Origin of the sequence: Nitrobacter hamburgensis X14, assembly GCF_000013885.1 — a bacterium.
In the GTDB taxonomy this organism is placed as follows: domain Bacteria; phylum Pseudomonadota; class Alphaproteobacteria; order Rhizobiales; family Xanthobacteraceae; genus Nitrobacter; species Nitrobacter hamburgensis.
The window spans coordinates 1,535,682-1,560,613 of sequence record NC_007964.1; the positions used below are offsets into that span (position 1 = coordinate 1,535,682).

Genomic DNA, 24,932 nt, shown 5'->3' on the forward strand with positions numbered 1-24,932 from the left:
CACTCTTCACTTCATGCGCTCGAACAAAGGAAGCTGGGGTCGCTCCTCCGTGCTTTTCGGCCGTTTGGCCCGAATGGCCACGACCTCCTCACCGGTCGGATTCTCCGTCAGCGCTACCCGCAGCGCCTTGCGCCAGCCGACGTCGACGTCCTGCGATGTCCCTGTCATCGAGGCCGCCATGGCGAACAACCACCAGCGCTCTTCCGGCTTCAACCCGCTCCAGTTGCGGATGGCGTTCGGAATCGTCTCCTTCGGCGCAGCCTCGATCGCCCACAGCAAGACGCAGAGTTCGCGGCCAAGAAGACGCTCAACCTGGTTCTTGCCGCTCTTCCATCGGCTGGTCGTAAGCTTTTTCTCCTTGAGACGATCATTCAGCACACGCTCGAGTTCCTTGCGGACGCCGTTCCAGGCGTCCTGACCGATTCGGCAGCGCTCAATCGAATCCGGGATGCCGTTGGAGCCGCCGGTCAGGCCAAATTGCTCAGTGATGACGACGGGATTGGCGCGCGCCGCCGGGATCTCGACCACGAAGTGATGGGGATCGATATCGTTCGGGACGCCGAAACCTGTCGTCTTACGCTCACTCACGATTGCTCAACCTCATCCGGACTGACGGCCCATCCGACGGTCGCCACGAACTCTTCCATCTCGCGGCCCGTCTCGAAGTGGACCTCCGCAAAACCGATCTCGGTCTCCGCCGTGTCGCTACCGAGCGCGCTGCGGCCCGCACCAAGGAATGCCTCCAAGGCCTCCGGCCCGAGAACGGTCTGGGGTCCGAAGCGGGTCGTGGCGTTGACGTCGCCCTGACCCACGGTGACCGCCAGGCTGCCTTTCAGTTTTGCATGGGCGATTTTGAGCGCCTTGAGCGTCGAAAATACGTCCGCCGTCGAGGCAATCTTCTGGCGCTTCCTGATGACCACGGGCCTATCCGGATCCAGTTGGATCGCGCCTGCAGCCACCGGCCTGATGGTGAAGATCTTCGACGTTTCGACGCCGGCGTCCTCGGCGTACGCATACACCTTGACCTCGCCGTCTCCTTCGATCGGGATCGGTCCGGTGTAAGGCTTGCCCTCGCGCGCGTTGGTGCCGTCGGTATTCCAGCGGATGGTGCCGCGCGGCATCACGGTCAACGCCACCGTGCGTTTTCCCATCACTTCCTTCGGCTCAAAGGTCAACGTCAGCGTGTTCGTCCACTTCACCGGCTCGCCGGTGTCGTGCTTGCCGTCGGGATCGACAGCCAGGAACCAAAGGACCGTTTCGTCGCGTTCGATGATGAGATCGGGGACAACAGGGGATTTCGCTGAGACGTCGCCAGTCGGAGCCCAATGGATGCGGCCATTCGGTCCAGTGTCGGTCGGCGTCAGTTCGATCGTCGAGGTGCCGGTCTGCTCGTCGTAGCCGCGGACCACCACCTTGACCGAGGTCTTGGCCGCCGGAAACGGTCCCTTTTCGATGTAGCCGTCGCCGCTGTCACGCCATTGGGCGGTGCCGAGCGCAGCGCGCTTCACATCCTCGAGCCCACGCGGTGGCAGCCATGGCCAGCGGACGTTGCAGATCGCCCGCTCCTCGACGTCCTTCCAGCGCGTCTTTCGTTCGGTCGTTCCCCACAGAAGATCCTCGGCTCGGGACCGCAAGCTGGTCGTGACACCATCCTCGGCCAGATCGACGATCAGCTTCGAGGCGCCGGTGGCGCTGAGGGCCTCCTCGACCGCCATCTCGCCATCGATGGTCGTCGGGCCACCTTCCTTGCTGCGGCGCTCGACCAGCTTCAGGGCGGCGTAGGCCAACCCTTCCCCGCCCTTCGGCAGCCGCGCCGGATAGTAGACGCGGTTGAACAGATTGATCAGCGTCGAGTTGAACTCGAACTCGGCAGTTTCGGTCTCTTCTTCGAGCTCAGCCAGGTTCGGCGAGCGCTCCCCGCCATCCTCCTGCAGCACCTTGGCCGTGGCCCAGATGCGGCGGACCTTGTCCTCCAGCTTCGCCAGATCGGTCCCGTCCCCGGTGACGACGCAGAAGTTGTTCTTCTCCACGATGGCATTGAACAGCCGCTCCGCCTCTTCCGGCGGCACCCGCTTGTCGGGGCTCAGCACCAGCAGAAGACGGTCACCGTTGGTCTTGATGTCCTCGATCTTCGGTAGTGCCAGCGCCTGCGCATACGCATTCTTGCGCTTCGGTTCGAAAACCAGCGCAAGCCTCCGCTCCATCTCGGCATCGATCTTGGGCTGCGCGGCTGTAGTGGCGTACTTCTCGATCTTCTTCTTGAGGTTCTCGTTCTTCGAGAAGTACCACGCATCGTTTTCCTTGCGATGCAGGTACCAGCACTCGATGCGCAGCTTCTCGAACGCCTCGTCGAACTCCAAGGGCGAGCGCAGCGGGGCCACCAGATTCTCGACGACCTGCGACTTGCTCAATCCCTTGACGGCATCGCTCGCCTCCGACAGCGACGACAGCAGCAGGATCCGGGCAACCTGGCTGGCAGCGTCGCCGTCGGTCTGGTCGTCGATGGTCTGGGCGTGCGCCCTCTCGGTACCTGTCCCTGCGATGTCGTGAGCGATCGCTCCGGAGAGATCGTAAACGTTGATGATCACATCGCGGACGTCGGGCTGCGACAGATCGATGTGCTGGCAGCCGACCAGGAAAACGTCGTTAGACGGCCGGTCGAGGGCGGACTTCACCATCAAGGCCGCCATGGTCATCAGACCGCGGGTCTGGCGGAAGCGTTCGTTTTCCTTGAACAGCGCGAGGATGTGCTTGAATGAAGGGTGGAAGGGATAGCTCGCGGCGATCTCGTCGGCGATCTGGGTCGCCGACTTGGCGACGGTCTTCGACTTGACGGCGTCGGAAATCGCGTCGGAGAACGCGGTCGCGACGGAATCGACCACCTTGGAATTCGGCTCGGCCGTCAGAAGGCGGGTACGCAGGATGTTGTAGATTTCATCCGATCCGAGTTCGACCGGCGTGATGCCCTTGGCTTGGCGACCGGTCTCGTTCTGCAGATCCCGGGTGGCCTTTGCCACCATCGCGGTGATTTCCTTGGTGGTGTTTTCGTATGCGCCGGACAGGTTCGAAATCACGATGCAGAGGCGGGGCAGCTTGAGCGCCGCCGACAACAGGTTCGAGACCGCGTAGGTCGTGACGTCGGCCAAAGTGCCACCGCCAACGTTCTGCGTGATGGCGTTCCGGAAGTACGGCGGCAACTCGTCGAGCAGAATCAGGGTGGGGGCGTCACCAATCAGCCCGATCCAATCCTTCTCGTTCGGCGCCACCGGCGCGCCCTTGTAGAATTCGAGGAATTTGTCTGCCTTGCCCAGTTGGGCGGCGATGTCGCCCCAAAGGTGCCTGTCTCGCGAAATCGAACGTCCGGAGATCGCCACGACCTGGGCCGGCTCTGTCTTGATGCCCTGCGTGATGTCCTTGGCGACCAGGTCGAACAGCTTCGGATTCGCCGCCAGATACCCCAACGCCAGCATGGAGTGGGTCTTGCCGCCGCCCATCGCCTGCTTGAGTTCGAAGACGGCCTGTCCGGATGTGCCGGAGAGCCGCTGCAGGCCCTGCCGCAGCAGGGTCTTCATGCCACCCGTGACGTAGGTCTTGGCAAAGAAGGCTTCGGCTGCCTTCGAGTCGTGCCCGACGAGATCGTCGAGATTTTCGATCTGATCGCTCAGGGCGTAGTCGATCGCTTTGGGATCGAACTTGCAGGCGTCCTTGATTGTCTGAAGCATCTTTCCCCGCTCGCCCCTTACTTCTTGCCTGCGCGATGCCGCTCGAGCCATTGCTTGGCGGCTTCCTCCATGACGTCCGAAGCGGTCCGGTCCAGGTCGAGCGCCTTCTGCTTGATCGCCCGTATGACGTCCGGATCCATGGTCGTCAGGAATTGTCTTTTGTCGCCCTGAGGGGGTTTTCGACCCCTTCGAGGAGACGGTTTTGCGTCCGCCATCGCCCTGCCTGTGCGTTGTGCAATCCGGAAAACCGTCCCATGGGTTGCGGGCTGCGGCAAGGGACGCCGGCGAAAGCTTTTTTCGTTTCCCCGACAATCTTCGGCTCCCTGCCCAGTCATCCCATTGCCAAAGCGGCGGAATCCGCCGCAGTCGGTCTGGTACCTTATAGAAATATAGATATAGGTCTATAGAAACCTATTGACTCAGGTTAATGTTCATGTTTTGTTCTGTATAGTGACTTTGCGTGAGGCGTAGCAAATGACTGGACAGGCGAGGAATTGGCGGGCGGCTTTGATTGAGGCCTATCCGGGCCTGTTCCACCCCTCAGCGGGCAGCCCGGCCCTGCCGGAATGTGGCGAGGGATGGCAGGACCTGCTGCAGCGCGCCTGCGCGCGGATCCGGACCGCGGTGGCGGTCGACGGCGGCTGGTTCAGGGCCACGCAGATCAAGGAAAAGTACGGGACGCTGCGCTTCTATTGGGATGGCAACTTGTCGGCCGAAGCCGACACCCGGGTCGAAGACGCCATCGACCTGGCCGAGGCCCGCAGCGCCTGCACCTGCGAAACCTGTGGCGAGGAAGGCCGGCTGTACCGCAAGGGCGGATGGTTGATGACGCGCTGCGCGCTGCATGCGGAGGGGCATCCCGTCGAAAGCGAGCCGCGCTTCGAAAACGTCCAGGTCATGGAGCGGATCGTCGGCAAGGGGCGCCGGGTTTTGGCTCGTCGCTACAACCGCGTCACCGACAGCTTCGTCGACGTCGATCCGCAATCTCTTGGCATCGAGGAGTAACTGGCCATGGCACACACTGTGCGGGACTGGCGGATCGAGTTGATCGAGGCTCATCCCAATCTGTTTCATCCCCAGGAGGCGCATCCAGAGCAGGCGAATGGCTATCCCACCTGCGGCGACGGGTGGCGGGATCTGCTGGAACGCGCATGCGTCAGGATCGAAAGAGCGCTCGCCGACGGCGGCGGGGCGTTCAGGGCATCGCAGATCAAGGAAAAGTTTGGCGGCCTTCGCTTCTACTGGCATGGCGAGGTCTCGTCCGAGACCAGATCCAGGATCAATGAGGCGATCGCGCTGGCGGAAGCGCGCTCCGCTTGCACGTGCGAGACGTGCGGAGAGGAGGGCCAGCTTTACCGCCATGGCGGGATCTACATGACCCGATGCGCGGCGCACGCGAAGGGCCAGCCCGTGCCGACGGAGCCGGGGCAGGAAAACGTTCAGGTCGTCCGCCGTGCGACACCGGGCGGGTTTCGCATCGCTCCCCGCCGTTACGACCGCGCAAGCGACACATTCGTCGATGTGGACCCAAAATCTCTTGGCATCGAGGAGCAATAGAACATGGCCCGTTTCCGCTGCCGCGCCTGTGCCGAAGAAGGATCGTTTGTTTACGACGGACGGCATGCCTGTCCACGCTGCGGCTCCGTCGATGTTCAGTTCGCGCTCTCGGTCGAGGAACTCGCCGATGACGATCCGTTGATCGCCGCCATGACGGCGCTTGCCGAAAGTGACCCCACCGAGCCCACCGATTGAGACCCGACCATGCGTCTGTGGATTCTGTCCGACCTGCATCTCGAACTGACCCGCGGCTGGGACCTGCCGGCGGGCGAGGCGCGTCCGGATTTCGACGTTCTCGTCGCGGCGGGCGATATCATCCCGCGCATGGAGCGCGGGGTAGGCTGGCTGCGCGAGCGCGTGCCGGACCGGGACGTCATCTACGTCGCCGGTAACCATGAGGGATACGGCTGCGACATCGACCGCACCGTTGAGAAGGCGCGCGCCGCCGCTGAGGGCTCTCGAGTCCACGTCCTGCAGAACGATGCCGTGACGATCCAGGGCGTCACCTTTATAGGCGCAACGCTTTGGACCGACTTCGATCTGTTCGGCGATCCGGATTATGCAATGGCCGTCGCCGGCGAGACGATGAACGACTATCGGAAGATCCGCACGCGCGACTACCAACTCCGTTTGCGGCCCGCGCATACGCTGAAGCGCCATATGGAAACGCGGGATTTCATCGCGCGCGAACTGCGCAAGCCCGGGCGGCACGTCGTCGTCACGCATCATGGACCGGTGACGGAAGCCGCGCATCGGGGCTTCGAGAACGACATCGTTTCGGCCGCCTATTCCAGCGATCTTCGACCCTTGATCGAGGAGGGCGCTCCCGAACTCTGGATCTATGGGCACACCCATGAAAGCAGGGATTTCATGGTGGGGCGCACGCGCGTCGTCAGCAATGCCAAGGGCTACGGCCCGTGGCTGCCGCGCGAAACCACGTGGGACAACGCGGCATTCAATCCGAATCTGATCATCGAAATCTAACGGCAGGAGGCACGCATGACCGATACCGACGACAAACGCTCGCTGCAGACAGAGTTCGCCACCCTTCATTCTGTTCAGATTCCGAGTACGGTCACATGCTCCAGAGCCGCGAGTCCATCCGACCTCACCTGTTCGTTTCCGCCAAAACGTCGACGGCGATCCCGGCGCGACATCCGCTCGTCCGGGACGCATTGGTCCAGGCGTCTCTCGATCCGCAAGTGCGCTCGCTGGAGTTCGTTCCGTCGGCGGCCGTCGGCGCGACACAGGTAGCGCTGAACGCGATCGCCGTCGTACGCGACGATGGTCGCTTCCACCTCGACGTGGTCGAGGCTCGGCCGGTACGCGACGTCGAATCCGAGGGTCTTGCGCTGATCGCCCTCGACCGGATCGGACTCGCGCCCCTGACCCTGACTGCCGCCGATATCCGGCGCGAGCCGCGCTTCGCCAACTCGAAGGCCGTCTGGGCCTACCGGCTGCATCCGGTCGGCATCGAGATGCGCATGCGCGTGCTGACGGTCTTGCAGGAGGAAGGCCCGCTGCGGCTCGCCTGCCTCCTCAAGCGCATCCGCGCAACCCGCGATCCGGCACCCGCCGTGATGGCGCTCGCATGCTCGGATCTGATCGAGATCGACCTGATTTCGCAGCCGCTCGGCCCAACCACCATCGTCGGGAGCCGTTCATGACAGCCAAGAAACTTGCGAAAGCGCAGCGTTCCCGCGTCGCGAAAGAAAAGACGTCCGTAGCGAAGAAGACCACCAGGCGAAAGGTCGCGTCGCGCGAGAAGGCGGGCGGCGTGAGCCGCAAGCAGCGCAAATCCGTGGACGGACCTCATGCGCGGATGTTGCCGCCGCCCGTTGCGCGGGAGGCGCCTGACGAAATAATTCGAGCCGACGATCCGCCGCCGCCTCCCAAGCGGGCAAAAAGAACCCTCTCCGCGCGATGCTCGATCGTTGCTGCCGCGTTTCATGGAACGATCGGAGGCGAAATCCGGCAACGATTGAAGAGCGAGACCGGTCTTGCCCTCGTCATCCTTGTGCCGGGACCGAGTTGGGTCGCGCCGGTCAAGTGGCATTTCCTGGAGCGTTTCGGCAAATGTTGGGAAACCTTCGAGGTCGACACGACGAAAACGACCCCGCAGCAGAAGGCGGAACGCAATGGACAGGTCGCGACCAGCCTGTCGCGCGGACATTCGGTGGTCGGCATTGCCGTGGACCGCAACGCGCTTCCGACGGCGTTGACGATGGCGATCGATCTGACGATCCGGCTCGATGCCCCCGGTGCCCGCACCATCGCGCGCGCGATCCGGATGTTCACCGGCAAGCCGGTACCCGCCGGGCTCGACGACAAGATCTGCGCTGGCCTCGAATTCCACGATCTCGTCGCCGCCTTTCGCGCCAATTCATCCCCGGCGGAAATCGTGGAACGTCTCCGCCACGCGGCCGCAAGCTCAGGCAGCGTCGGAGCGGCTGAGCGTCTGCCGCGACTGGACGACGCGGTCGAATACGGCGCGGCGCGCACCTGGGGAATGACTCTGGCGCGGGATCTCGCCGACTACCGCGCCGGCCGTCTCGACTGGCAGGAAGTCGATCGTGGTGCCGTACTGTTTTCCGAGCCCGGACTCGGCAAATCCCTGTTCGCGCGAATTCTGGCGCAGGCGTGCGGTGTTCCGCTGGTGGCATTCTCGATTGCGGATCTCTTCGCGGGCTCGGCCGGCTATCTCGATTCGGTCATCAAGGCATCGCGAGCGATGTTCGAACGCGCGGCAGCCGTCGCGCCGTGCATTCTTTTTCTCGATGAGATCGATGCGCTGCCTAACAGGGCCACGATGACTCCGAGAGCGGCGGAATGGTGGACCAGCGTTTTGACCGACTTCATGCTTAGCCTCGACAACGCGGTCGCGGGGAAGCGCGCCGGAATCGTGGTGATCGGCGCGACGAATAACATCAAGGGAGTCGACGCGGCCATATTGCGCCCCGGGAGGCTCGAGCGGGCGATCGAGGTCAAGCGCCCCGACCGCGCCGGCGCCGCGAATATTCTCCGCCATCACCTCAATGGAGAAATCCCGGACGCCGACATCGACGACATTGCCGAATTACTGGATGGATCGACCGGAGCCGAGATCATGATGACCGTCCGCGACGCGCGCCGGATCGCACGCTACGCGGGTCGCCAGCTGAGGCGCGACGATGTCCTGGAGGCGATGGCGCCGGCCGAAGAAGTCGCTCCGGACGCCCTCAGGCGCATCTGCATCCACGAAGCCGCGCACGCGGTGGGATCGATCGTCGTTCCGTCCGGCATTCTGAAGCGCTGCATCGTCCGCAGCACCGAAGGGGCCGCCGGCCAGACCCTGGTGGAGACCGATAAGGACGACCTGCTCACTCGCGATTCGGTCGAACGGCGCGCCATCGTCCTGTTGGCTGGACGCACCGCGGAGCAAATTCTGATCGGCAATGCCGGACTGGGCAGCGGCGGGGACGATGCGTCCGACCTCGCCCAGGTCACGCAGTACGTCGCCTCGCTGCACGCGTCCACGGGACTTGGCGAAACGCTGGCCTATCTCAGTTCGCACCGCGACTCACTGGAGGCCGTCCGCCTCGATCCCGGTCTTCGCGCCACGGTCGAGAGGCACGTCAGGACCCTGCAGACCCGCACCGAAGAAGTCGTTCACCGTTACCGCGATGCGATCATCGCCGTAGCCGACCAGCTCCGAACACGCCGCCAGCTTTCGGGGGAAGAAGTGCGCCGGATCGTCGGAGCGACGGCTGCGAAAGATCAGATCGAATCCGCTCAATAACTATCATGAAGGAGTCCGCGAATGCTCGCCATCACGATCGACCTCGTCCCCGGCGGATATGAATCTCACCGTCGCACGATCGGCTCCATGCGGATCGCCAACCGGTCCGACCTGGCCGACGTTTCCGACTACTCGGTCGAGATCATGGAGGCCGCGAACGCACTTACCGGTGGCGGGCCCCGCAACGCCGCCTGTATCGTCGAACGCCACGACCGCCGCCAGAGTGTGTGGGCACTTCTGGAGAAGGCCTGCGCCGAGATTTTGAAGGCCGAATTCGTCGAACTTTAGCGATCCGGTGAATGGTTTGGCGATCGCTCCGTGGTACATGGCGATCATGACCAAACCGACCACCATCCTTTTCGCGCGCCCGAGGGCGATGCGCTTCGTACGCCAGGCCTAAGCCAGCGATCCGATGAGGATCCGCCGGCTGTGCCCGGCGGATGAGGTCGTCTCCTTCAGACGTTTTAAGCTTTCCAATCTGCGCTGGCGCTCTGCCGGCTATGAGGAGACGCGTCATGAAGATATCCGTCGATTCCGAATCGGATGACTGCGGGCTGGTCCGGTAGCACTCGCCTCCCGGACCCGCGCGATGCGGTTCGGCGCGAGCCGCCGAATTCCCGAAGCTGACGAAGCCCGTCGCTTGAGCGGCGGTCTCGGGAGGATCGTCAAAGACAATTGAAAATTCCGGGCCGCCTCGCGCGGCAGCGGACTGCCGTGGGCGTCGCTGAAAAGCGAAGCGCTCCTCGCGTCGATCGGCCGGGTTGCCTTGCCCGGTACTGACGATGGGGATCGTTGTCTTCGGCATCCGGACGAACCCGATGAAGGGCCGTTGGCGCCGCGCCTGAACAACGCAGTCCATAGCCCGACGTCGATCCCAAGGCAAACCCGCAAACGCACCGTTTGCGGGAACGGCGGAGCTTTGCTCGGAGATGGTGAACGAAGTCCGACTGCGTCGGCAGTTCTTCCGCTCCGTCAGACTCCGATGGGAGTCGGCCATGAACGAGAAAAACACGACTGCGATTGCGCAGCCGCAATCAGATCGCACGAGGTGCGAACGACCTGCGGTGTCCGAAGTCGACGCCTGCGCCACGCACTTAAGAAGGTTTCAACCATGAGTAATGGCGAAAATCTTCAGACTCGCGCGGCAATGATCGCGACATCGAAGGCGACGATCGTAAGAGCGCCGGGGTGGCAACCTATCCGGACTTTCGTGCAATACGCACAACGAAAACCCGTAGGGACGTTCGTCTCACGCAAATCGAACCGCGTCTTCCCGTGGGAAGGATACGGCGAGCGGCATCTGATGTGGATCTCCGAAGCGGATACCACCGTCGAGCGCTTTCTTGCGCAACCGCACAGGCTCGAGATCAGGGTCGAGGGGAATGAGAAGCCTCTCTACTACTTCCCGGACCTGTTGCGGCGGCTCGAGGACGGCACGACAGAGATCATCGAGGTCAAGCAGAGGGACGACGAAATCGAGAAAGACCCCGACTACGCCTTCAAGCTCAAGAAAGCGAAGAGGATCTACGCGGCGTTGGAATGGAAATTCCGCATCGTCGTAGCCGAGGACGAACTCGAGATCGACCCGATCCTCTCGAACGCCGACATGATCTGCGCCGACAACTTCTCCCTGATCCGGACGCGAGAGCGTCTGGCGATGGAGGAGGCGTTCCAGGTCGATGGGGCGATTCCCTACGGCAAAGCGGTCGAAACGATCGCTGACGCCAGCGGGATCAGCCAGACGCGCGCGACCGCCGTGCTCCACGCCATGGTCTGCACTCGGACGGCCGCGATCGACGTCAACAAACGCATCACGCGCGACAGCGCCGTGATCAAACCGAACAAAACACGTGGGCGGCGGTGACGTCGCCCACGGAGGGGCAATCATGACTACGCTTGACCTCGAACAAGGCGACATCTTCGAATTGCCGCACGGCCGGTACCGCTTCCATGAGGAGTGGGACGACGAGACCCTGTGGTTCCTGAAGGAAAAGACCGGGCATCGCCTTCCACTGTCGGAGTCCAAGCTCGTCGAAATGCTCGGCGCGGGTCAGGCGAGGCGCATCGACGTCTTCCGCTGTGCGAACGGCAGTGTCAAATCCAGCAGCGAGCGCGGCGAGTTCGGACCCGACGAGGAAGACTCGGAAGATCTGAAACGGGCGCGGGCGCTGCAATTCTTCGCTCGCCGGTGGGACGATACGCTAGGCGCGAGCCTCGGCCGCGCCGGTCTCCGCGAATTCATCAAGGAGCACAAACACCAGGCCTACAGCAACAAGCATACGCATGAAGTGTCGCCCGAGGCACTGTACTACGCGCTTGTCAATTGTGGCGAGCCTGGCAACAGGCCGTTGCGCGCGTTCCGCTCCGGTCGCGGCCGTACCTTACGAAAGCACTTCGACAAAGAAATCGAGGCGGCGCTGAACAAGGCAGTGGAGTTTTTTTGGGAACTGAGATCGCGGGGCTACACCGAGGCCTACGCGTACTTCCGCAGCATCGTCGCGAAGATCAATAGGGAGCGCGATGCCGCCAAGCTTGACCCGCTAAAATTCCCGAAACGGATGGAAACCCTCCGGCGCCGCATCAATCAAACGATCAATAGCGACAACTGGGAAACAAAGTACGGCTCACGCGAAGCGCACCTCAAGTTCGAGGGAATCGAGGAGGGCCTCAGCGCCACTCGACCGCTCGAGCTCGTCATTATGGACCACACTGTCGTGGATACTTGGGTTGTGTTCGATACCGAGCAGTTCCTGCCGTTGGGACGTCCGACACTGACGGTGGCCATCGATGTCGCGACCCGCTGCGTGCTCGGCTATCTGATCTCGTTTGAGCCCGCGAGCCTTCATTCCGTGCTGACAACGCTCAAGCGCGTCAACCGCAACAAGAACTACATGAAGTGGACGTTCCCCGACGTGCCGGGCACCTGGGACGCCTGGGGCAAACCCGAAAATTTGCTCGTCGATTCCGGGTGGGAGTTCAAGAGCCCGTCGTTGCAGGACGCGTTGCGCGACATCGGCACCAGAATCATCTGGTCGCCCGTCCGCACGCCCCAGTACAAGGCCATCGGGGAGAGATTCTTCCGCACTCTTAACCAGCGCATCTTCCACAAGCTTCCCGGTGCCGTACCAGCCGGCCCGACGGAGATGAGACTGATCGACGTCAATCCGAGAGCGGACTCGGTCATTAGCCTCGGAGGCCTCGACGAACTTATGCACGACGCCATTGTCGGCTACCACAACGATCGTCACTCGACGCTGTGCGATCTTCCGGCAGAAGTATGGAAGCGCACGCTGAAGAGGCGCCACGTCATCGACGACATCACGGCGCTCGACCACATCCTCGGACAGACGACGGCGGTCCGGTTAACGCGACGCGGCGTCCGCTTCAAGAACATGACTTTCCACGACAAGAGGATTGTCTCCCGGATGCTCGGGCCGGTGTCGGCCAAGCGGAAACGCCGGGACCAGCCGAAATCACCGATTGGCAGCGCGCGAGCGTGGGTGAAGATCAAGTACGACCCGATCGATGCTTCGTGCATCCAGGTGTGGAACGACGCCGCCAAGCCGCCGCGCTACGAAACCTTGCCCAATCGCGACAGAAAGTTTGTCTATGGGCCGACCAAAAAGACCCCGGGGCGCGACCCCGCCAAGGAATTCGCCAGACCGATCTCGTTCTGGCACGCCGAGAAGGTCAAGATCTTCGCGAAGGCCAACGATCTGCCGTTCGAAACCGACGAGCAGCGTTGGGCCGCCCGCAACCGTTTGCGGGAGAAGTGGGAGAAGGTCGCAGGCCTCCTTCCGAAGCGCAATACCAAGGAGGCTATCCGCGGTTTGGCCCAGTCGCAGAGCATGTTCGACCGCCCTTCCACCGCGCGAAGCGACGAAAAAGTGGGTGCTTCGGATGTGGTGTTCGCCACCGCCGAGCCTTCGCCAAACGGAATGGCCGCAGCCACTCTCGTTCCCGATCAGGTCGCCGCATTCGAAAGGGACGACGAGGAGCGATACGCCCAGAAGGGCCGCTCGCAGAGCGCCAAATCGAAGGCGAAAGCCAAGCGCACCCGCAGGCAAAAGGCAGAAGATGAAGCGGAGAGCAAGGGCAGGAAGGCGACAGAAGCAGTCAAGGAGCGCATCACGCGACATGCCAAGGCCGCCGCGCGGAAATCGAAGAAGACCGAAAAGCCCAGCAAGCCGACCGCATCGCGAGAAAACATCAAAAAGTGGCTGGATGAAGATTGAATGGAGCAGCAGGGACCATGACCGAAACAATACTGAACAATGCGCACAGCAGCGGCGCCGCGCTCCGCGCGAAGCTCAGAACGCTGGTGGTCAGGAACAGCCGGCTCGACATGATCGAATCCCTGACGCTCGACCTGCTCGACGAAACTCAGGAGCTCGTCGATGGCGACGTCGAGAACCAGAAGGAGGCCGAGGCGGGGGGACAATCAATCACCTACACCGAACTTTCCGTCATGCCGATCATCGGCCCGTCTGGGTCCACGAAGACCACGTCGATGGTGACGATCGCGGAAAAATTAAAGAAGAAGCACCCCGGAAAGACGCCCATCCTGGTGGTCAAGCTGCGATCTTCCACCACCAGACTCCGGCAGCTTCAGGTCCAGATCCTCGAGGCGTTCAACGATCCCCAAGCGCACGTAGTCCGCAAGCAGATTGCCGACTATTCGGAGAACGTCGCAGCCGACGCAATCCGAAACGTGGCGCGCGCCGCCGGCACCTACATCGTGGTGCTCGACGAGGCGCATAGCGTACTGGGCACCCGCGAACCAGCGGAGAGGGCTCAGGCCTTCGCACCCCACATCAAGAGCCTCATCAACGACGGTCTCTTCGCCGTCATTGTCATGGGAACAGACAACGTTAATCTCTTCTTCGAGACTTCGACCGAACTGAACAACCGGAAGTTCGACTCAATCTCGCTCGACCCCGTCGATCTAAGTGATCCGCACGACTTCACCTATTTCTACAAGTTCATCGGACGCATCGATCGCGAATTGGTCGCCCAGGGCATCCTCGACGAGCCAATCGGCCTGATCGACGACCTGAAGAGCCGCGCCTTCCTCTACGACATGTCCGACGGCGTCGTGGGAGTCGTGAGCCGGATCATCATGATCGCTCTGCGTATAGTGCAGCGGATGGAGCGGCGCACCATCAATTGGGACGACATCAAGCACGCGTTTTGGGCATGGAAGGCCGAGCAAAAGGACCAGGATGGTGAGACGATCGAGATCTACGATCCCTTCGTTTCGAAGCCCCGCCCCACGACGACGGAAGCCGTCACCAATATGTCCAAGGCGCTCAAGATCTGAACCATGTCGACAGAACAACGCACCTTGAAGGCCCGTTCATTCGTGGCGGAGATGCCGGCACCGCTTCCCGACGAAAGTCTGCTCGGATACGTCAACCGCGCTCTGCAGCGGACCTTGGTGCGGAATCTGCGGCAGGGACTGAGGCTGGCCGGAGTCGAGCTTCCGCAGGGATTTCCGCCGAACGCCTCGAAGCTCGACGACTCCGCCGTCGCCGGCATCGCCGAGCTGTTTAAGCTGGATCCCGCCGAGGTGGCGACGCGGCGCTACAGGCGGAAGCACAGCAGCTCCGCGACGATCGACTATTTCGGCATCGAACTGCGAACGCAGTATTGGGAGCCCAGCATACGTCGCGTTTCGCCGCGCGCGCTCGCAAAAGCGCCATACCATCGCGCTATCTGGGAGCTACGTCCGTTCTGCTTCGATCCGGGGACGCGCGAAAGACTGTTGGACAAATGCCCCGTCTGCGGTCACAGACTAGGTTGGTCCTCTTTGCGAGGTCCCGCCAATTGCGACGTCTGCATCGATGAAAAAGGCTACGCCACCACGGATCTGCGTGATCATCCGCAGCCGCTCGTCGACATCCACGACGACGAGGCCATCGATTTCGTCGTCGGTCTCGTTCATCCAGATCCCAACCGCAGGAACGCCGCGCAGCGGCTCGTTCCGGAAGGCATTCGCCAGACGGGCCGCACCGCCCTCTTCGAGGCGGTCATGTACCTCGCATGCTGCCAACGTCCGGAATACGTGCTCAAGGCCACCGATATCGCGAGACCGCAGCGCGCCGCTGACTTCGTCGATCTCAGTCCCGCCATGCTTGAACGTGCCGGCCGGGCGATCATCGGAGGCGAGGAAGGTTTCGGCGCCCTCTGCGACGAGATGCGGCGCTTCGCGGATCGACGCCCGCATACGCATGGGATCTATCATGAACTCGGCCCGCTCGCCGCCGCGAGCCTCGATCCCAGACTCTCCACGCGGATACAGGTATTCTTTAACGATGCGATCGCGCGGGACCTCGCGCGGACCAACGACACAGGTACGGTCCGGAGGCGAGTCGGGCGGCTCGATACCTGCGACAATGACAGGATCTGGAGGAACATCGACGAAATCACGAAGGAGCTCGCCATATCCAAGCACGCGCTGACGAGGTTGGCCAACAGCGGCGCGGTCGAGACGCGACGAGCCGACGCGAAAATATCACCGGTGATGATGCGCGTCGACGACGTCAAGCCGCTGGCCGCGATCTACAAGGACGTCGTCAACGTGAGAGGTGCGACGGCCATCCTGCGCGTGCAGCCGCCGGTGCTCGAACAACTCGCGATCCGCGAACTCATCATGGGCATCGATGGTGCGGTCGCCGACATGTTCGACGACCGCGGGTATCGCCTTTCGACCGTCAATGCGCTGCACATTGCCATCAAGCAGCGCGCGCGGCCCGGCCCTCCGCCCCGCAGCGCGGTCAAACTCATGGAAGCGGTGCGTGCGCTGCGGACCGACGTGCCGTGGGCGGCAATCATCGACGGCATCGTATGCGGCGCCATCCCCGCGTACGCAATCTCGAAATTCGGCCGCGATTGGCGCCGTGCCGTTGCCGTGGAGCTCAACTCCCTTCCCGAAGCGGCGGACCACCGTCGGCAAACCCACGCGAATCGTTGGCTGACCCGCGACGAGGCCGCTCAGATCCTCGGAACGGACGAGACGACAGTCTGGGCCTTGGCAAAGAACGGCCTCCTTCCCAAGCGGACGGGCGACGGTACGGCCATGTTCGCGCGTCTCGACGTGGAGGCCGCCGCGAACCGTTACGTCTTTGGCTCGGAAATGCGCCAACGCAGCGTCTTCCGGATAGGGCACGAACTGAACCGATGGCTCAAGACGCAGGACGTCCACCCCGAATTCACGCTGCGTGATGGACGGATGCCTGTCTACTTGCGCGAAAAATTCGAAGCCGCTCTCCCGCTGCAACCGAAGTCTTTCGCGGAAATTGTCGTCCCACAAAGGGAACAGAGACGCGTCGACTCTTCTGAAAAGAAGCACGCGGTCAAAGCTGTCATCAGCGGCCTGACACCACACCACGTTGCCGTGCGCATGGGCGTCCATCACAAGACGGTGGCGAGATGGGTGAAACACTATGAAGAGACAGGGGAAATAGCGACCGCGGGGAAGCTCGATCCCTTCGCGGATGAGATCGTCGCGCTGGTCGCGGAAGATTCAAGCCGCTCGACGAACGATATCTGGAAGCGCTTCAACTCATCGCAGCAAATGTCGGTGGCATACAAGACGTTTTCTGCATTTCTCACCCAACTTGGCATCAGCAGAGACAAGGCCACGAACAGGTTACATCGATCGCGTTGACCCTTGCAGCAACCTCTTCGGTCGCGCTTGGATTACCCGAGGACCGTCTGCATCTGATGATTGAGGCCTGTCAGTTCGCTAAAGAACGAGCCCGACAGCGGGTTCAACTGCGAAATCTCGACGAGTGTCGCCACCTTCAACGGCATCATGGTCGGCCGTCCAGTGAGCGGGTTGATGGCGACGGTCGGACAGAAGCCAAGGCAGAGGACCACGCCCGCCACCTTCGTTCCGCGGAAAATGTCATCGATCTTCGCCATCCCATTGTCAGTTACGACCTCGGTCAGCATCGCATGGCACGCGGACGCCACTGCGATGGCGGGTTGTCCCCAATGAAGGAAAGAGCCTCCCGCGGGCCAAATGTCGGCCGATTGCAGCCTTGGTGTCAGGTGAAGCGCAACGATACTCTCGGAACAATTTGAACGCTGTATCTGATCCACCCCTTTTTCGAGGTGGGTCAGGATGCTTTGAGCATAGGGCGAGCGGATTGTCTTGAACGCATAGCCGTGGCGGGAAGGGCGCGTTGAAGCCGAAGTAATGACGTCGGGATTTCGTCCGGTCGAATCCGTTGGATGATCAAGATCGATCGTAAGCCCAGCCGACAGAGCGAGGCAGGCCCAGTACACTTCGATCAGCTTGTTGTAGCCGTCCGGATAGGCAGGTGGAGGTTCGGTCAAATGTATCGCGCCCTTCGCCAGGATCTCTAGATGGGGTAGGAGGTCGCGAAACCGGGGATGATCCTTCACCTGCAGCACCTTTGCTGCCAAATCGTGGACCGCGATCGCCGCTGTGTAGTCCGTTCGCAAGTCGTCGGGAGTACCGGAGAACCCGGCCTTCAATCGATCTAGGATCGATCGGAACGGGAGCATGTCGGCCCCAGTCTCGGCGTGTCGCGGTACGCTGATCGAGTGCTTCGCCAGCAACTCTTCAAATCGGTCGACCAAGTCGGATGCAGCGCCGGCGGCTACCTGCATTTCGGGACCCTCGCGTGTCCTTTGAAAATAAATAACTTATGACAATCGGTCATTCTGACCAATTGACTCATTTCGCGTCGAAAGCTTTGCTTACTGGCTGACGCACCAGCGTCTCACCGCTCTGCCCAGACGATCCGACCCTGCTTCACCCAGAAGTGAGACCTGCACTCGCCTTCAAGCCATATCGACGGAACTAGCGTTGGTCGTCGGCGGGAATCGATCGTGAGGGACCAGCGGGGACGTGCCTCGGCCAGGAGCAACAACTCGATTCTCCTACCGCACCCGCAGGGGCATTTCATTCCGACGCTCCAGTCCTCCCCGTCGTCACGCGCAAGAATGAGGTCGCGGTCGGGAAGCTTGTCGGGTAAGCTGTCGCTTTCGACAATGCTAATCCGACGGGCCGGGCCGTAAACGTCTCGGAAGCTTCGAACGGCGCTGCGGCACGACGCCCAAAGTTTCGTCGTCAATCTGACGATCGATTTCACGGTTGCCCCCGGCGGGCGCTTAAGGCGGGCAGACCGAGCAGGGGTTCTTCGGCTCCCCTAGCCAACGGAATGGCGCCGGACGCTGTGAATGCTTCTTCAGCGAAGTATTCCTCCTCGCAGGCCGCCAGGCTGAACGTGGTGCGGGCGTATCGCCGATTGGCCTCGTGCCGAAACGGGTAAAGCCTGGCCAGAAGTTCGCCGACCGCCATCGCAGCGACCCGCATGTTCAGCGTGATCACCGATGGCGCCTCTTCGGCAATACCCTTAATGTAGCCGTCCCGCACCTCGAACCGGTGAGCATCGGGGGCGTGCGTCCTCAGATACTCTTCTCTCAGTCGCTCCGGATCGTAGACGCCCCTGTCTTCGAGCGTCGCCCCTCCCGGGTACACGTAGTCGATTCGGCCGTAGACGTCGGCAATGCGCACGTCCCCGCCATGCCGCCGAACCGGGATCACGACGCCCATGTCGACCAAGGGCATCAGGAACATGGCCGAGATCAGATCTGCCACCAGTCGGGCTTCGAGCGTATCGACGCAGCAAAAGACGAAGTCGCAATCCGAGGCAGCGATCACCGCCTCTCGGTCCAGAATCGAAGTCGGCATCGGAATAACCGTTCCGTTTCCCCGATGGGAGGCGGCCGCGTTAGCCATCACTTCGACTTTGAAACGACCGACGTCGGCGCAACTTGTATTGAGGATGCGATTGAGGTTCTTGCCCTCGATTTTGTCGAAGTCGATGACGACGATGCGACCGAATCCGAGCCGCGCAACCTGCTCGATGATGATTGATCCTGTCCCCGAGGCTCCGATGACGGCGACCGACAAGTGTTGGTTGGCAGCGGTCATTTCGGACGTGAACGCCATGGGCGGGCCGCCCTGGTGGTCGCTCCACCAGATCTTGATGTCGTCGCCCGGCACCATTACTAGGTCGACGACTGTTGGCTGAAGGTCGTGATCGTAGAACCGTACCTTCATCCTGCCGTCGGGCGTCATGATCGCGGTCCCATGTCGGGCATCATAGGCAGCGAAAAGTCCGGGGACCACCACGCTATCGCTCGCATCGTCGGCTGCGGAAAACTCAAAGAGCCCGCCCGGATGGGAATGGACGAGTACGATATGTAGACCCTCTTTCTCGCCCCGGTCGATGGCCTCTTCGATCCACCTCCCGGGCCAGGTGATCCGGTCGGGTTTGCGAACGGAGCAAGCCTCATGTGGAACGGGGATCAACTCGCGTGCCAGCAACTTGAGCCTGCGGCCCGGCCCGGCCGCGCAGAGCAAGATCGCCGCAGACTCATTGCCGTCGCCGGGAAAAAGGTGCGCGCGCAGCGCCGTGTGGACGCCGACCGGGAGGAGCAACCTGCTCTCGGCGCTCACTGGTTCACCTCCTTCGCGAGGGCGCCATCGACCAAGGTGAGATGGGTCATCACGTTGTCGAGGCGCGAGCTCCACGGCGAATTGGGGCCGCGGTGGCGCGACCAACGCTGAAAGATACGACCGAGGACGGTCTCAGTGGCCTGGGTCGCCGGGATCTCCTCGCCGACGAGCCTGCGAAGCGCCGGATGGACGTAGAACATATCAATCTGCGCTCCCGGATAGGGACCCGGAATCTCCAGCGCCAACGTCACAACAGCCGCATTGTATCCCTCGGGTACGGGATAGCCTTCGATGAGAAGCCAGCGCCGCCCGCCATCGACAACGGTTTCCCACTTCAGCCCCATGGTATCGAGGTGGCGCTCGTCAACCGGGAGGAGCGCAAAAGCCTGGCGAGGCGCGCATGCCTCGCCGTTGTTCACGTCCTTTGGGATCAGCCGGAGCTTCTCAATGCCCGGTGTGCGGAGATCCAGAACGTAATTCGCGGCAACCTCGCGCTTCGTCTGGTCCTGGACCTTGAGGAAGATGTGCCACGGCTGGGCCGGATCGAATCCGGCCTGACGCATTGCGTCGGCGACCACCACGGTCGGCGTCGCGATCTCTATGAGGACGTTCTGGACCATTAACTTCCACGTCTGCTTTCGGGCATGGAAATGCTCGACCCCCTTATCGCCCAGGTTCACGATGTCCTGATTGCCGATGAGACGGTCCGGCTCGTCTTGGCGTTCGAGATAGACCAGGAATTCAGCCGGCACGCGCGCCAGCTTCCGGACCGTAGCGCCCGTTACCATCCTCGCGGGCCAATCGTACTGCTCGCCATCCACCGTGAGACGATAGGACCGGTCGGCGGACGTCACGATGAAGCGGCGACGGCCTTCGTCGAGATCGACCGTCTCGGACGCCAGAATTTCGACTAGCTCACCATCGGGAAGGAAGCTCAGCACATACGGATCTTGCGCTGGCGTCAGTCCCGCAGCGGCCGCGATCTGCGCACCGGTGGGAGTCCGGTCGCGGATGATCACCGGGCCGAAGGCGAGATCGGTGCCGGCGACCTCGATGGTAATGGCATTTTCCGCGGGCTGCGAACCCGCGGTTTGGTTGATAGACATGGTAGTAGCCTTTCGGATTCGAGTTGTGTTCAGTGAGTAGTGCGCGCTGGTGGTATCGACTCGGACATGAGATGATCGTGTCCGAACCGACTCCTCTGGTGCGCACTGTGTTCTAGGGAGGGATGGGGGGCCGGAGATGGATGCAGCGGCGTCGGGCAGCCTGACTGTCGACGAATTCATGTCAGCGCTTTACGGGCTGACGGAGCCGGAGTGGACACGCGTCGGCGAAGCGGCGCGGTGGTGCGGACTATTGTGCTCGACCGACGGCGACGAGCTTCTGAACGAAGCCATAATGAGGACGGCGGATGGCCGGCGTCATTATCCGAACGACGTCCAACCGGTCGCATTCCTGATTATGACGATGCGCAGCATCGCCCACGAGATGTACGAGAACCGTCGCGGCCGGATCGGTCTCGACAACGCGACGACGACGAACATCCGCGGAAACGTCGTTCCCTTCCAGCCGACTGACCAACGGCCCGACCCGGAGATTAGTCTTGCGCAGGCAGAGTTCGAGAAGAAGTTCCGGTCCGACGTCCTTGGACTCTTCGAGGACGACACTATCGCTAGGGATCTGGCCGATGGCGTGATGGAAGGGATGGAGGGCGAGGAATTGATGACGGTGCTCGATCTCGACAAGACCGCGTTCGCATCAAAGCGGCGGCTGGTCAGGCGTCGAATCGAGCAAGCATTTCCAGATGGATACAAACCATGAAGACCTCCAAGTTCGGCATCGATGCGTACGCACGGCTGGTCGACGGCCTCGCCGAAGATCTTCTCTCGAAGAGCGATGACCAACTCGCGGCCGAAATATGTGAACGTGGCGACGACCCGGCAGCAGTCAGCGCGCGAGCGCGCGCGGTTTTTGAAAAGGCGGTACGCGACCACGGCAAGCGCAGGCTGGCTGCTGCCCGCACGGCAGTCGAGGCCGATGTCAAATCCCCACGCAAGGAGATCCGTCTCGATCCGACGGAGGCCCGCGCTCGTCTCGAAAGAATACTTCGCCGGCACCCAGAGACTGCAAACAAACTCACCTTGGCCGCTCGGAAAGGCGAAGGTCTTTCCGACACAGATGCACTTGGACTTCTGGCCGACCTGGAGGAACTTGGGATCAAGGATGAGGATCAGCCGTGACCTCGCTTTCCACGGCCGAACGTCTTCTTCTCAGCCTTGGGGTGGAGACGCCGGAGGAAATCGATCTGGAGGCGATCGCATGGACGCTCGGCGTCAAGGTCCGATACGCACGGTTGGACAAGTGCGAGGCGCGGATCGCCGGCAGCGCTTCCAGTGCCATCGTGACAATAAGAAGCGATGCCTCTCCCGGACGAAAGCGCTTTTCGCTGGGCCATGAACTTGGGCACTGGCATCGCGACCGCGGCAAGACGCTGGTGTGTCGACAGGTTGACATCGGCAACCGTTCGCTCAGGGCGCTTGATCCGGAAAGGATCGCTGACGATTTCGCCGCCGATCTCCTGATGCCCTCATACATGTTCGAACCGGAGGTCCGAAAACTTCCGAAGCTCAACTTCGCTGGCATCCGCAAGCTCGCGGAACGCTATAACGTCAGCCTCACTGCCGCCGCGATCCGCGCGGTTGAGAAGGCCCGCCTTCCGACCTTGCTCGTCTGCCATCGAGAGGACGGACGTGCTTGGTTCACCCGGTCTTCCGAAGTGCCCGAAAGATGGTTTCCGCAGCGGCAGATCGATCGTGAAAGCCCTGCTTTCGATGTGCTTTCCGGCAAAATGGACGAGACGCCCCTCCTTCAGAAAATCAACGCCGATGCATGGTTCGATACCCAAGGCGCCAGCTGGTATGAGATTCGCGAACAGTCCGTTCGCATCTCCTCATCTGAGATACTCACACTATTAGTTATCGAAGAAGAACGGATGCTGCGGGAAGACGGTGGAAGTCGATCGAGCTCGAGGGAGCGCCGATGGTGAGTCGTTCCCCTCCGCTATCAAAAGGTGACGTACGTCACCAAGAAGCTCCGACCCTAAATCGGTTTAATATCAATGGCTTGTGCAATCCAACCGTTCTTAAAGTCAAAAACGACCAAATGACTCGGTCTTAAATTCAAAAACAGACTCACTCTTAGCCGACACCACCCTATGTTTTCAGTGGGTTAGCTGACTCGATCTTAGTGTGTCGGCATATTTCGCCTCGCTATTGGAACATCTCCCGCTGCTCGTCGGTCAGACCGGCCAGCACCTGCCTTGCCTGGCTGTAGCCGGCGGCGACCACTTCCTCGAAACGGCTCCAGTCCAGCAGGCGACCTTCGGCGATGCGCGGCCGGAACAACAGGTCGGTGAACTGCCCCATCGCTTTCTGCTTCGAGAGCGAGGTGATGAAGGACGACCGCAGCAGCGTCTCCGGCACGCTCGGCAGAGGGTAGCGTCGCTTCGCGCGCGGCCTGAGCTTGTCGCGCAGCAAGGCGAGCATTCCCGGCACGCGGTCTATGTCGAACACCTGCTCTCGGTTGACCGAGAGGTCGACGCCGATGATGCGGCCGGCACCGAGCTGCGCCATCACATCGACCGGAAAATTATTGAACGTGCCGCCGTCATACATCATGTGGCCGTCGACGAACACCGGCGGCAGTGCTCCGGGGATTGCGTAGCTCGCGCCGACGTTGCGGACGAGGTCGCCGCGCAGCAGCACGGCTTCGCGGCCGGTCGAGAAGTCTGATGCCATCGTGAAGAAGGTGGTCCAGCAATCCTCGCTGTCGACCGCATCCTGGCCGGTGGCGTCGCGCACGGCTTGCGCCGTCGCGCCGCGCGAGCGTGCACCCTTGATCAGCGACACCAGCGGGATGAAGTTGTAGTCGCCGGTCACGTTGCCCGTCGGATGCAGGGGAAATGCCTTGCGGACGGCGGCCGCGACCTCGTCCGCGCTGCGTCCGAGCGCCAGCACCATGCCCATGACAGCGCCGATCGAACTGCCGCCGAGCATGTCGACGGGAATGCCGGCTTCTTCCAGCGCCTTGATGACCCCGATATGGGCGAAGCCGCGCGCGCCGCCGCCCGACAGCACGAGCCCGATGCCGCGTCCGGAGACGATGCGAGCGATGCGACGCATGTCGCTCGGCAACTGCGGACGAATGTGAAAGTGCCGCGCAGCCGGCCGCGCATCCAGCCATCGCGCCGTGCCGGTTGGAATGGTCGTATCGGCCTTGTGCAGCAGGACCAGCGTCTGCCGCGCGATCGAGATGGAGCCTACCGGCGACAGGCAGGCCCGCTCGACCATGGACCGGCCGGGATCGCGATCGGCGTCGGCAAGCAGCAGAATCTCGTCGGCATGACGCAGGCAGAAACGGGTCCATGCGGTGTCGTGGCCGTCGGCGGCGAGATAGACTGCGCGGCTCCGGGCCTCGATCTCGTCGATATAGCCGGCAAGCGCATCGTGGCGCCGTCCGGCCGGGTGGACCGGGGTGGTGCCGAAACGCTCGGCGATGTCATCGGCGGTGACCACTGTCACCGGCCTTGCCTCTGCGGCTTGCGCGTCGCGCAGGCTCTGCGCGAAATCGGCGGCATCCAGCCCGGACGTGACCGGCAGGATGCAGACGTTGACCGGTACCAGGGGCGCCTCGCGCTCGCGCTCGCCGTGGCGGAATCGCCGGATCACGGTCCGCATCATCGACATTTCGATTTTTGGATCCTGCATGATCGCGCGCTCGATCGTCGCGCGCGTCACTTTGACCAGCAAGGTATCGCGCACCGCCACCACCGTCGCCGGGCGCGGCTCGCCGGTGAGCAGCGCGAGCTCACCGACGGTCTCGCTGCGCCCGATCTCGCCCAGAATTTTCCGTACGCCGGATTCAGTTTCGGAAAAGGCTTGCAGCCGCCCGGACACGACGAGGTACACGTCGTCGCTGAGGTCGCCCTGGCGCAGCAGGGTCGCGCCGGAGGCGAGGTGGACATATTCGGCCTCGGACTGGATGGTGCGCAGGATCCCGGCGTTGGCGGACGCAAAATAGCCGCGAAGGACGGTCTGGAGCAGCGCGTCGCGTTGCTGAAGATCGGGATCGGTTTCCGGCGTCAAAACCGCAACTCCTTGTCTGCACGCGCCGTCGCGAGTTCAATCGGGTCAAGCATAGTTCAGAACGCCGGTCGATGAACGGAATTCTTGCCGCAGCGCATCGTCATTGCCGGGCTTGACCCGGCAATCCATCAAGCGGAAGCGACGCCGTTCTTCGAACGGCTATGCGGCGAGTAGAAGCAGCGCCGTTCTGTGCACGGCGAAGGCCGCGCATGACGCCGAGGTCATCGGGTTGG

22 protein-coding genes are annotated in these 24,932 nt (G+C 62.2%); 14 read left to right on the plus strand and 8 right to left on the minus strand.

Translation table 11 applies throughout. The features are described 5' to 3' along the window. Positions 1–6: 6 nt before the first annotated feature. From NHAM_RS06915 to NHAM_RS28060, 3 genes are read right to left on the minus strand one after another with little or no spacing between them, the layout of a single operon-like run. On the minus strand, positions 7–588 hold the full coding sequence (locus NHAM_RS06915; protein ID WP_011509870.1) for an anti-phage-associated DUF3780 domain-containing protein: 582 nt from the start codon (positions 586–588) through the stop codon (positions 7–9). After that, positions 585–3,722: an anti-phage-associated DUF499 domain-containing protein gene (locus tag NHAM_RS06920; protein ID WP_041357804.1), complete on the minus strand. Its 3,138-nt coding sequence runs from the start codon at positions 3,720–3,722 to the stop codon at positions 585–587. Before NHAM_RS06920 ends, NHAM_RS06915 begins: the two co-directional genes overlap by 4 nt. Positions 3,723–3,739: 17 nt before the next feature. After that, complete coding sequence (locus NHAM_RS28060) at positions 3,740–3,862, minus strand: ribbon-helix-helix protein, CopG family (protein ID WP_245270025.1); 123 nt, start codon at positions 3,860–3,862, stop codon at positions 3,740–3,742. A gap of 334 nt (positions 3,863–4,196) precedes the next feature. Here NHAM_RS28060 and NHAM_RS23955 point away from each other — a divergent pair, with 334 nt between their 5' ends. The 11 genes from NHAM_RS23955 (at position 4,197) to NHAM_RS06980 (ending at position 16,726) form a co-directional block, all read left to right on the plus strand. Next, positions 4,197–4,727: a hypothetical protein gene (locus NHAM_RS23955; protein ID WP_011509873.1), complete on the plus strand. Its 531-nt coding sequence runs from the start codon at positions 4,197–4,199 to the stop codon at positions 4,725–4,727. A 6-nt stretch (positions 4,728–4,733) separates the two neighbouring features. Continuing rightward, positions 4,734–5,279: a hypothetical protein gene (locus NHAM_RS23960; protein WP_011509874.1), complete on the plus strand. Its 546-nt coding sequence runs from the start codon at positions 4,734–4,736 to the stop codon at positions 5,277–5,279. Between the two features lie 3 nt (positions 5,280–5,282). Then, the gene (locus tag NHAM_RS06940; RefSeq protein WP_041357805.1) at positions 5,283–5,474 is read left to right on the plus strand and encodes a hypothetical protein; all 192 of its coding nucleotides are present in this window, start codon (positions 5,283–5,285) and stop codon (positions 5,472–5,474) included. A gap of 9 nt (positions 5,475–5,483) precedes the next feature. Next, a complete protein-coding gene (locus tag NHAM_RS06945; RefSeq protein WP_011509875.1) occupies positions 5,484–6,263 on the plus strand; it encodes a metallophosphoesterase in 780 nt (259 codons plus the stop codon). 95 nt (positions 6,264–6,358) lie between these two features. Beyond that, positions 6,359–6,946, plus strand: coding sequence for a hypothetical protein (locus NHAM_RS06950; protein WP_011509876.1), 588 nt, complete (start codon positions 6,359–6,361; stop codon positions 6,944–6,946). Next, a complete protein-coding gene (locus tag NHAM_RS06955; RefSeq protein ID WP_011509877.1) occupies positions 6,943–9,057 on the plus strand; it encodes an AAA family ATPase in 2,115 nt (704 codons plus the stop codon). Before NHAM_RS06950 ends, NHAM_RS06955 begins: the two co-directional genes overlap by 4 nt. Before the next feature lie 21 nt (positions 9,058–9,078). Continuing rightward, complete coding sequence (locus tag NHAM_RS06960) at positions 9,079–9,345, plus strand: hypothetical protein (protein WP_041357807.1); 267 nt, start codon at positions 9,079–9,081, stop codon at positions 9,343–9,345. An 823-nt stretch (positions 9,346–10,168) separates the two neighbouring features. Beyond that, a complete protein-coding gene (locus NHAM_RS24740) occupies positions 10,169–10,921 on the plus strand; it encodes a TnsA endonuclease N-terminal domain-containing protein (protein WP_011509879.1) in 753 nt (250 codons plus the stop codon). A 22-nt stretch (positions 10,922–10,943) separates the two neighbouring features. Next, complete coding sequence (locus tag NHAM_RS06970) at positions 10,944–13,292, plus strand: integrase catalytic domain-containing protein (RefSeq protein WP_011509880.1); 2,349 nt, start codon at positions 10,944–10,946, stop codon at positions 13,290–13,292. Positions 13,293–13,309: 17 nt separating this feature from the next. Next, positions 13,310–14,377, plus strand: a complete 1,068-nt coding sequence (locus tag NHAM_RS06975; protein WP_011509881.1) for a TniB family NTP-binding protein — start codon at positions 13,310–13,312, stop codon at positions 14,375–14,377. 3 nt (positions 14,378–14,380) lie between these two features. Continuing rightward, a complete protein-coding gene (locus NHAM_RS06980) occupies positions 14,381–16,726 on the plus strand; it encodes a helix-turn-helix domain-containing protein (protein WP_011509882.1) in 2,346 nt (781 codons plus the stop codon). Positions 16,727–16,758: 32 nt separating this feature from the next. On the opposite strand, the gene NHAM_RS06985 is transcribed toward NHAM_RS06980, so the two are convergent. The 4 genes from NHAM_RS06985 to NHAM_RS06995 all read right to left on the minus strand — a co-directional run bounded on the left by NHAM_RS06985 (position 16,759) and on the right by NHAM_RS06995 (position 20,661). Then, on the minus strand, positions 16,759–17,697 hold the full coding sequence (locus NHAM_RS06985; RefSeq protein WP_011509883.1) for a hypothetical protein: 939 nt from the start codon (positions 17,695–17,697) through the stop codon (positions 16,759–16,761). Between the two features lie 113 nt (positions 17,698–17,810). Then, on the minus strand, positions 17,811–17,996 hold the full coding sequence (locus NHAM_RS29030) for a DUF6527 family protein (RefSeq protein ID WP_245270056.1): 186 nt from the start codon (positions 17,994–17,996) through the stop codon (positions 17,811–17,813). Positions 17,997–18,178: 182 nt separating this feature from the next. Next, entirely contained in the window at positions 18,179–19,555 is a 1,377-nt protein-coding gene (locus tag NHAM_RS06990; RefSeq protein ID WP_011509885.1) for a ThiF family adenylyltransferase, read from the minus strand. Further along, complete coding sequence (locus NHAM_RS06995; protein ID WP_011509886.1) at positions 19,552–20,661, minus strand: multiubiquitin domain-containing protein; 1,110 nt, start codon at positions 20,659–20,661, stop codon at positions 19,552–19,554. The genes NHAM_RS06990 and NHAM_RS06995 overlap by 4 nt, the downstream gene beginning before the upstream one ends. 136 nt (positions 20,662–20,797) lie before the next feature. Here NHAM_RS06995 and NHAM_RS07000 point away from each other — a divergent pair, with 136 nt between their 5' ends. From NHAM_RS07000 to NHAM_RS07010, 3 genes are read left to right on the plus strand one after another with little or no spacing between them, the layout of a single operon-like run. Then, entirely contained in the window at positions 20,798–21,376 is a 579-nt protein-coding gene (locus tag NHAM_RS07000; RefSeq protein ID WP_011509887.1) for a hypothetical protein, read from the plus strand. Beyond that, a complete protein-coding gene (locus tag NHAM_RS07005) occupies positions 21,373–21,795 on the plus strand; it encodes a hypothetical protein (protein WP_011509888.1) in 423 nt (140 codons plus the stop codon). Before NHAM_RS07000 ends, NHAM_RS07005 begins: the two co-directional genes overlap by 4 nt. After that, positions 21,792–22,601 (plus strand): ImmA/IrrE family metallo-endopeptidase, encoded by an 810-nt coding sequence (locus NHAM_RS07010; protein WP_011509889.1) that lies wholly within the window; start codon positions 21,792–21,794, stop codon positions 22,599–22,601. The genes NHAM_RS07005 and NHAM_RS07010 overlap by 4 nt, the downstream gene beginning before the upstream one ends. Before the next feature lie 223 nt (positions 22,602–22,824). Here NHAM_RS07010 and NHAM_RS07015 read toward each other — a convergent pair whose 3' ends face one another. Beyond that, positions 22,825–24,699: a patatin-like phospholipase family protein gene (locus NHAM_RS07015; protein WP_011509890.1), complete on the minus strand. Its 1,875-nt coding sequence runs from the start codon at positions 24,697–24,699 to the stop codon at positions 22,825–22,827. Positions 24,700–24,932 lie beyond the last annotated feature (233 nt).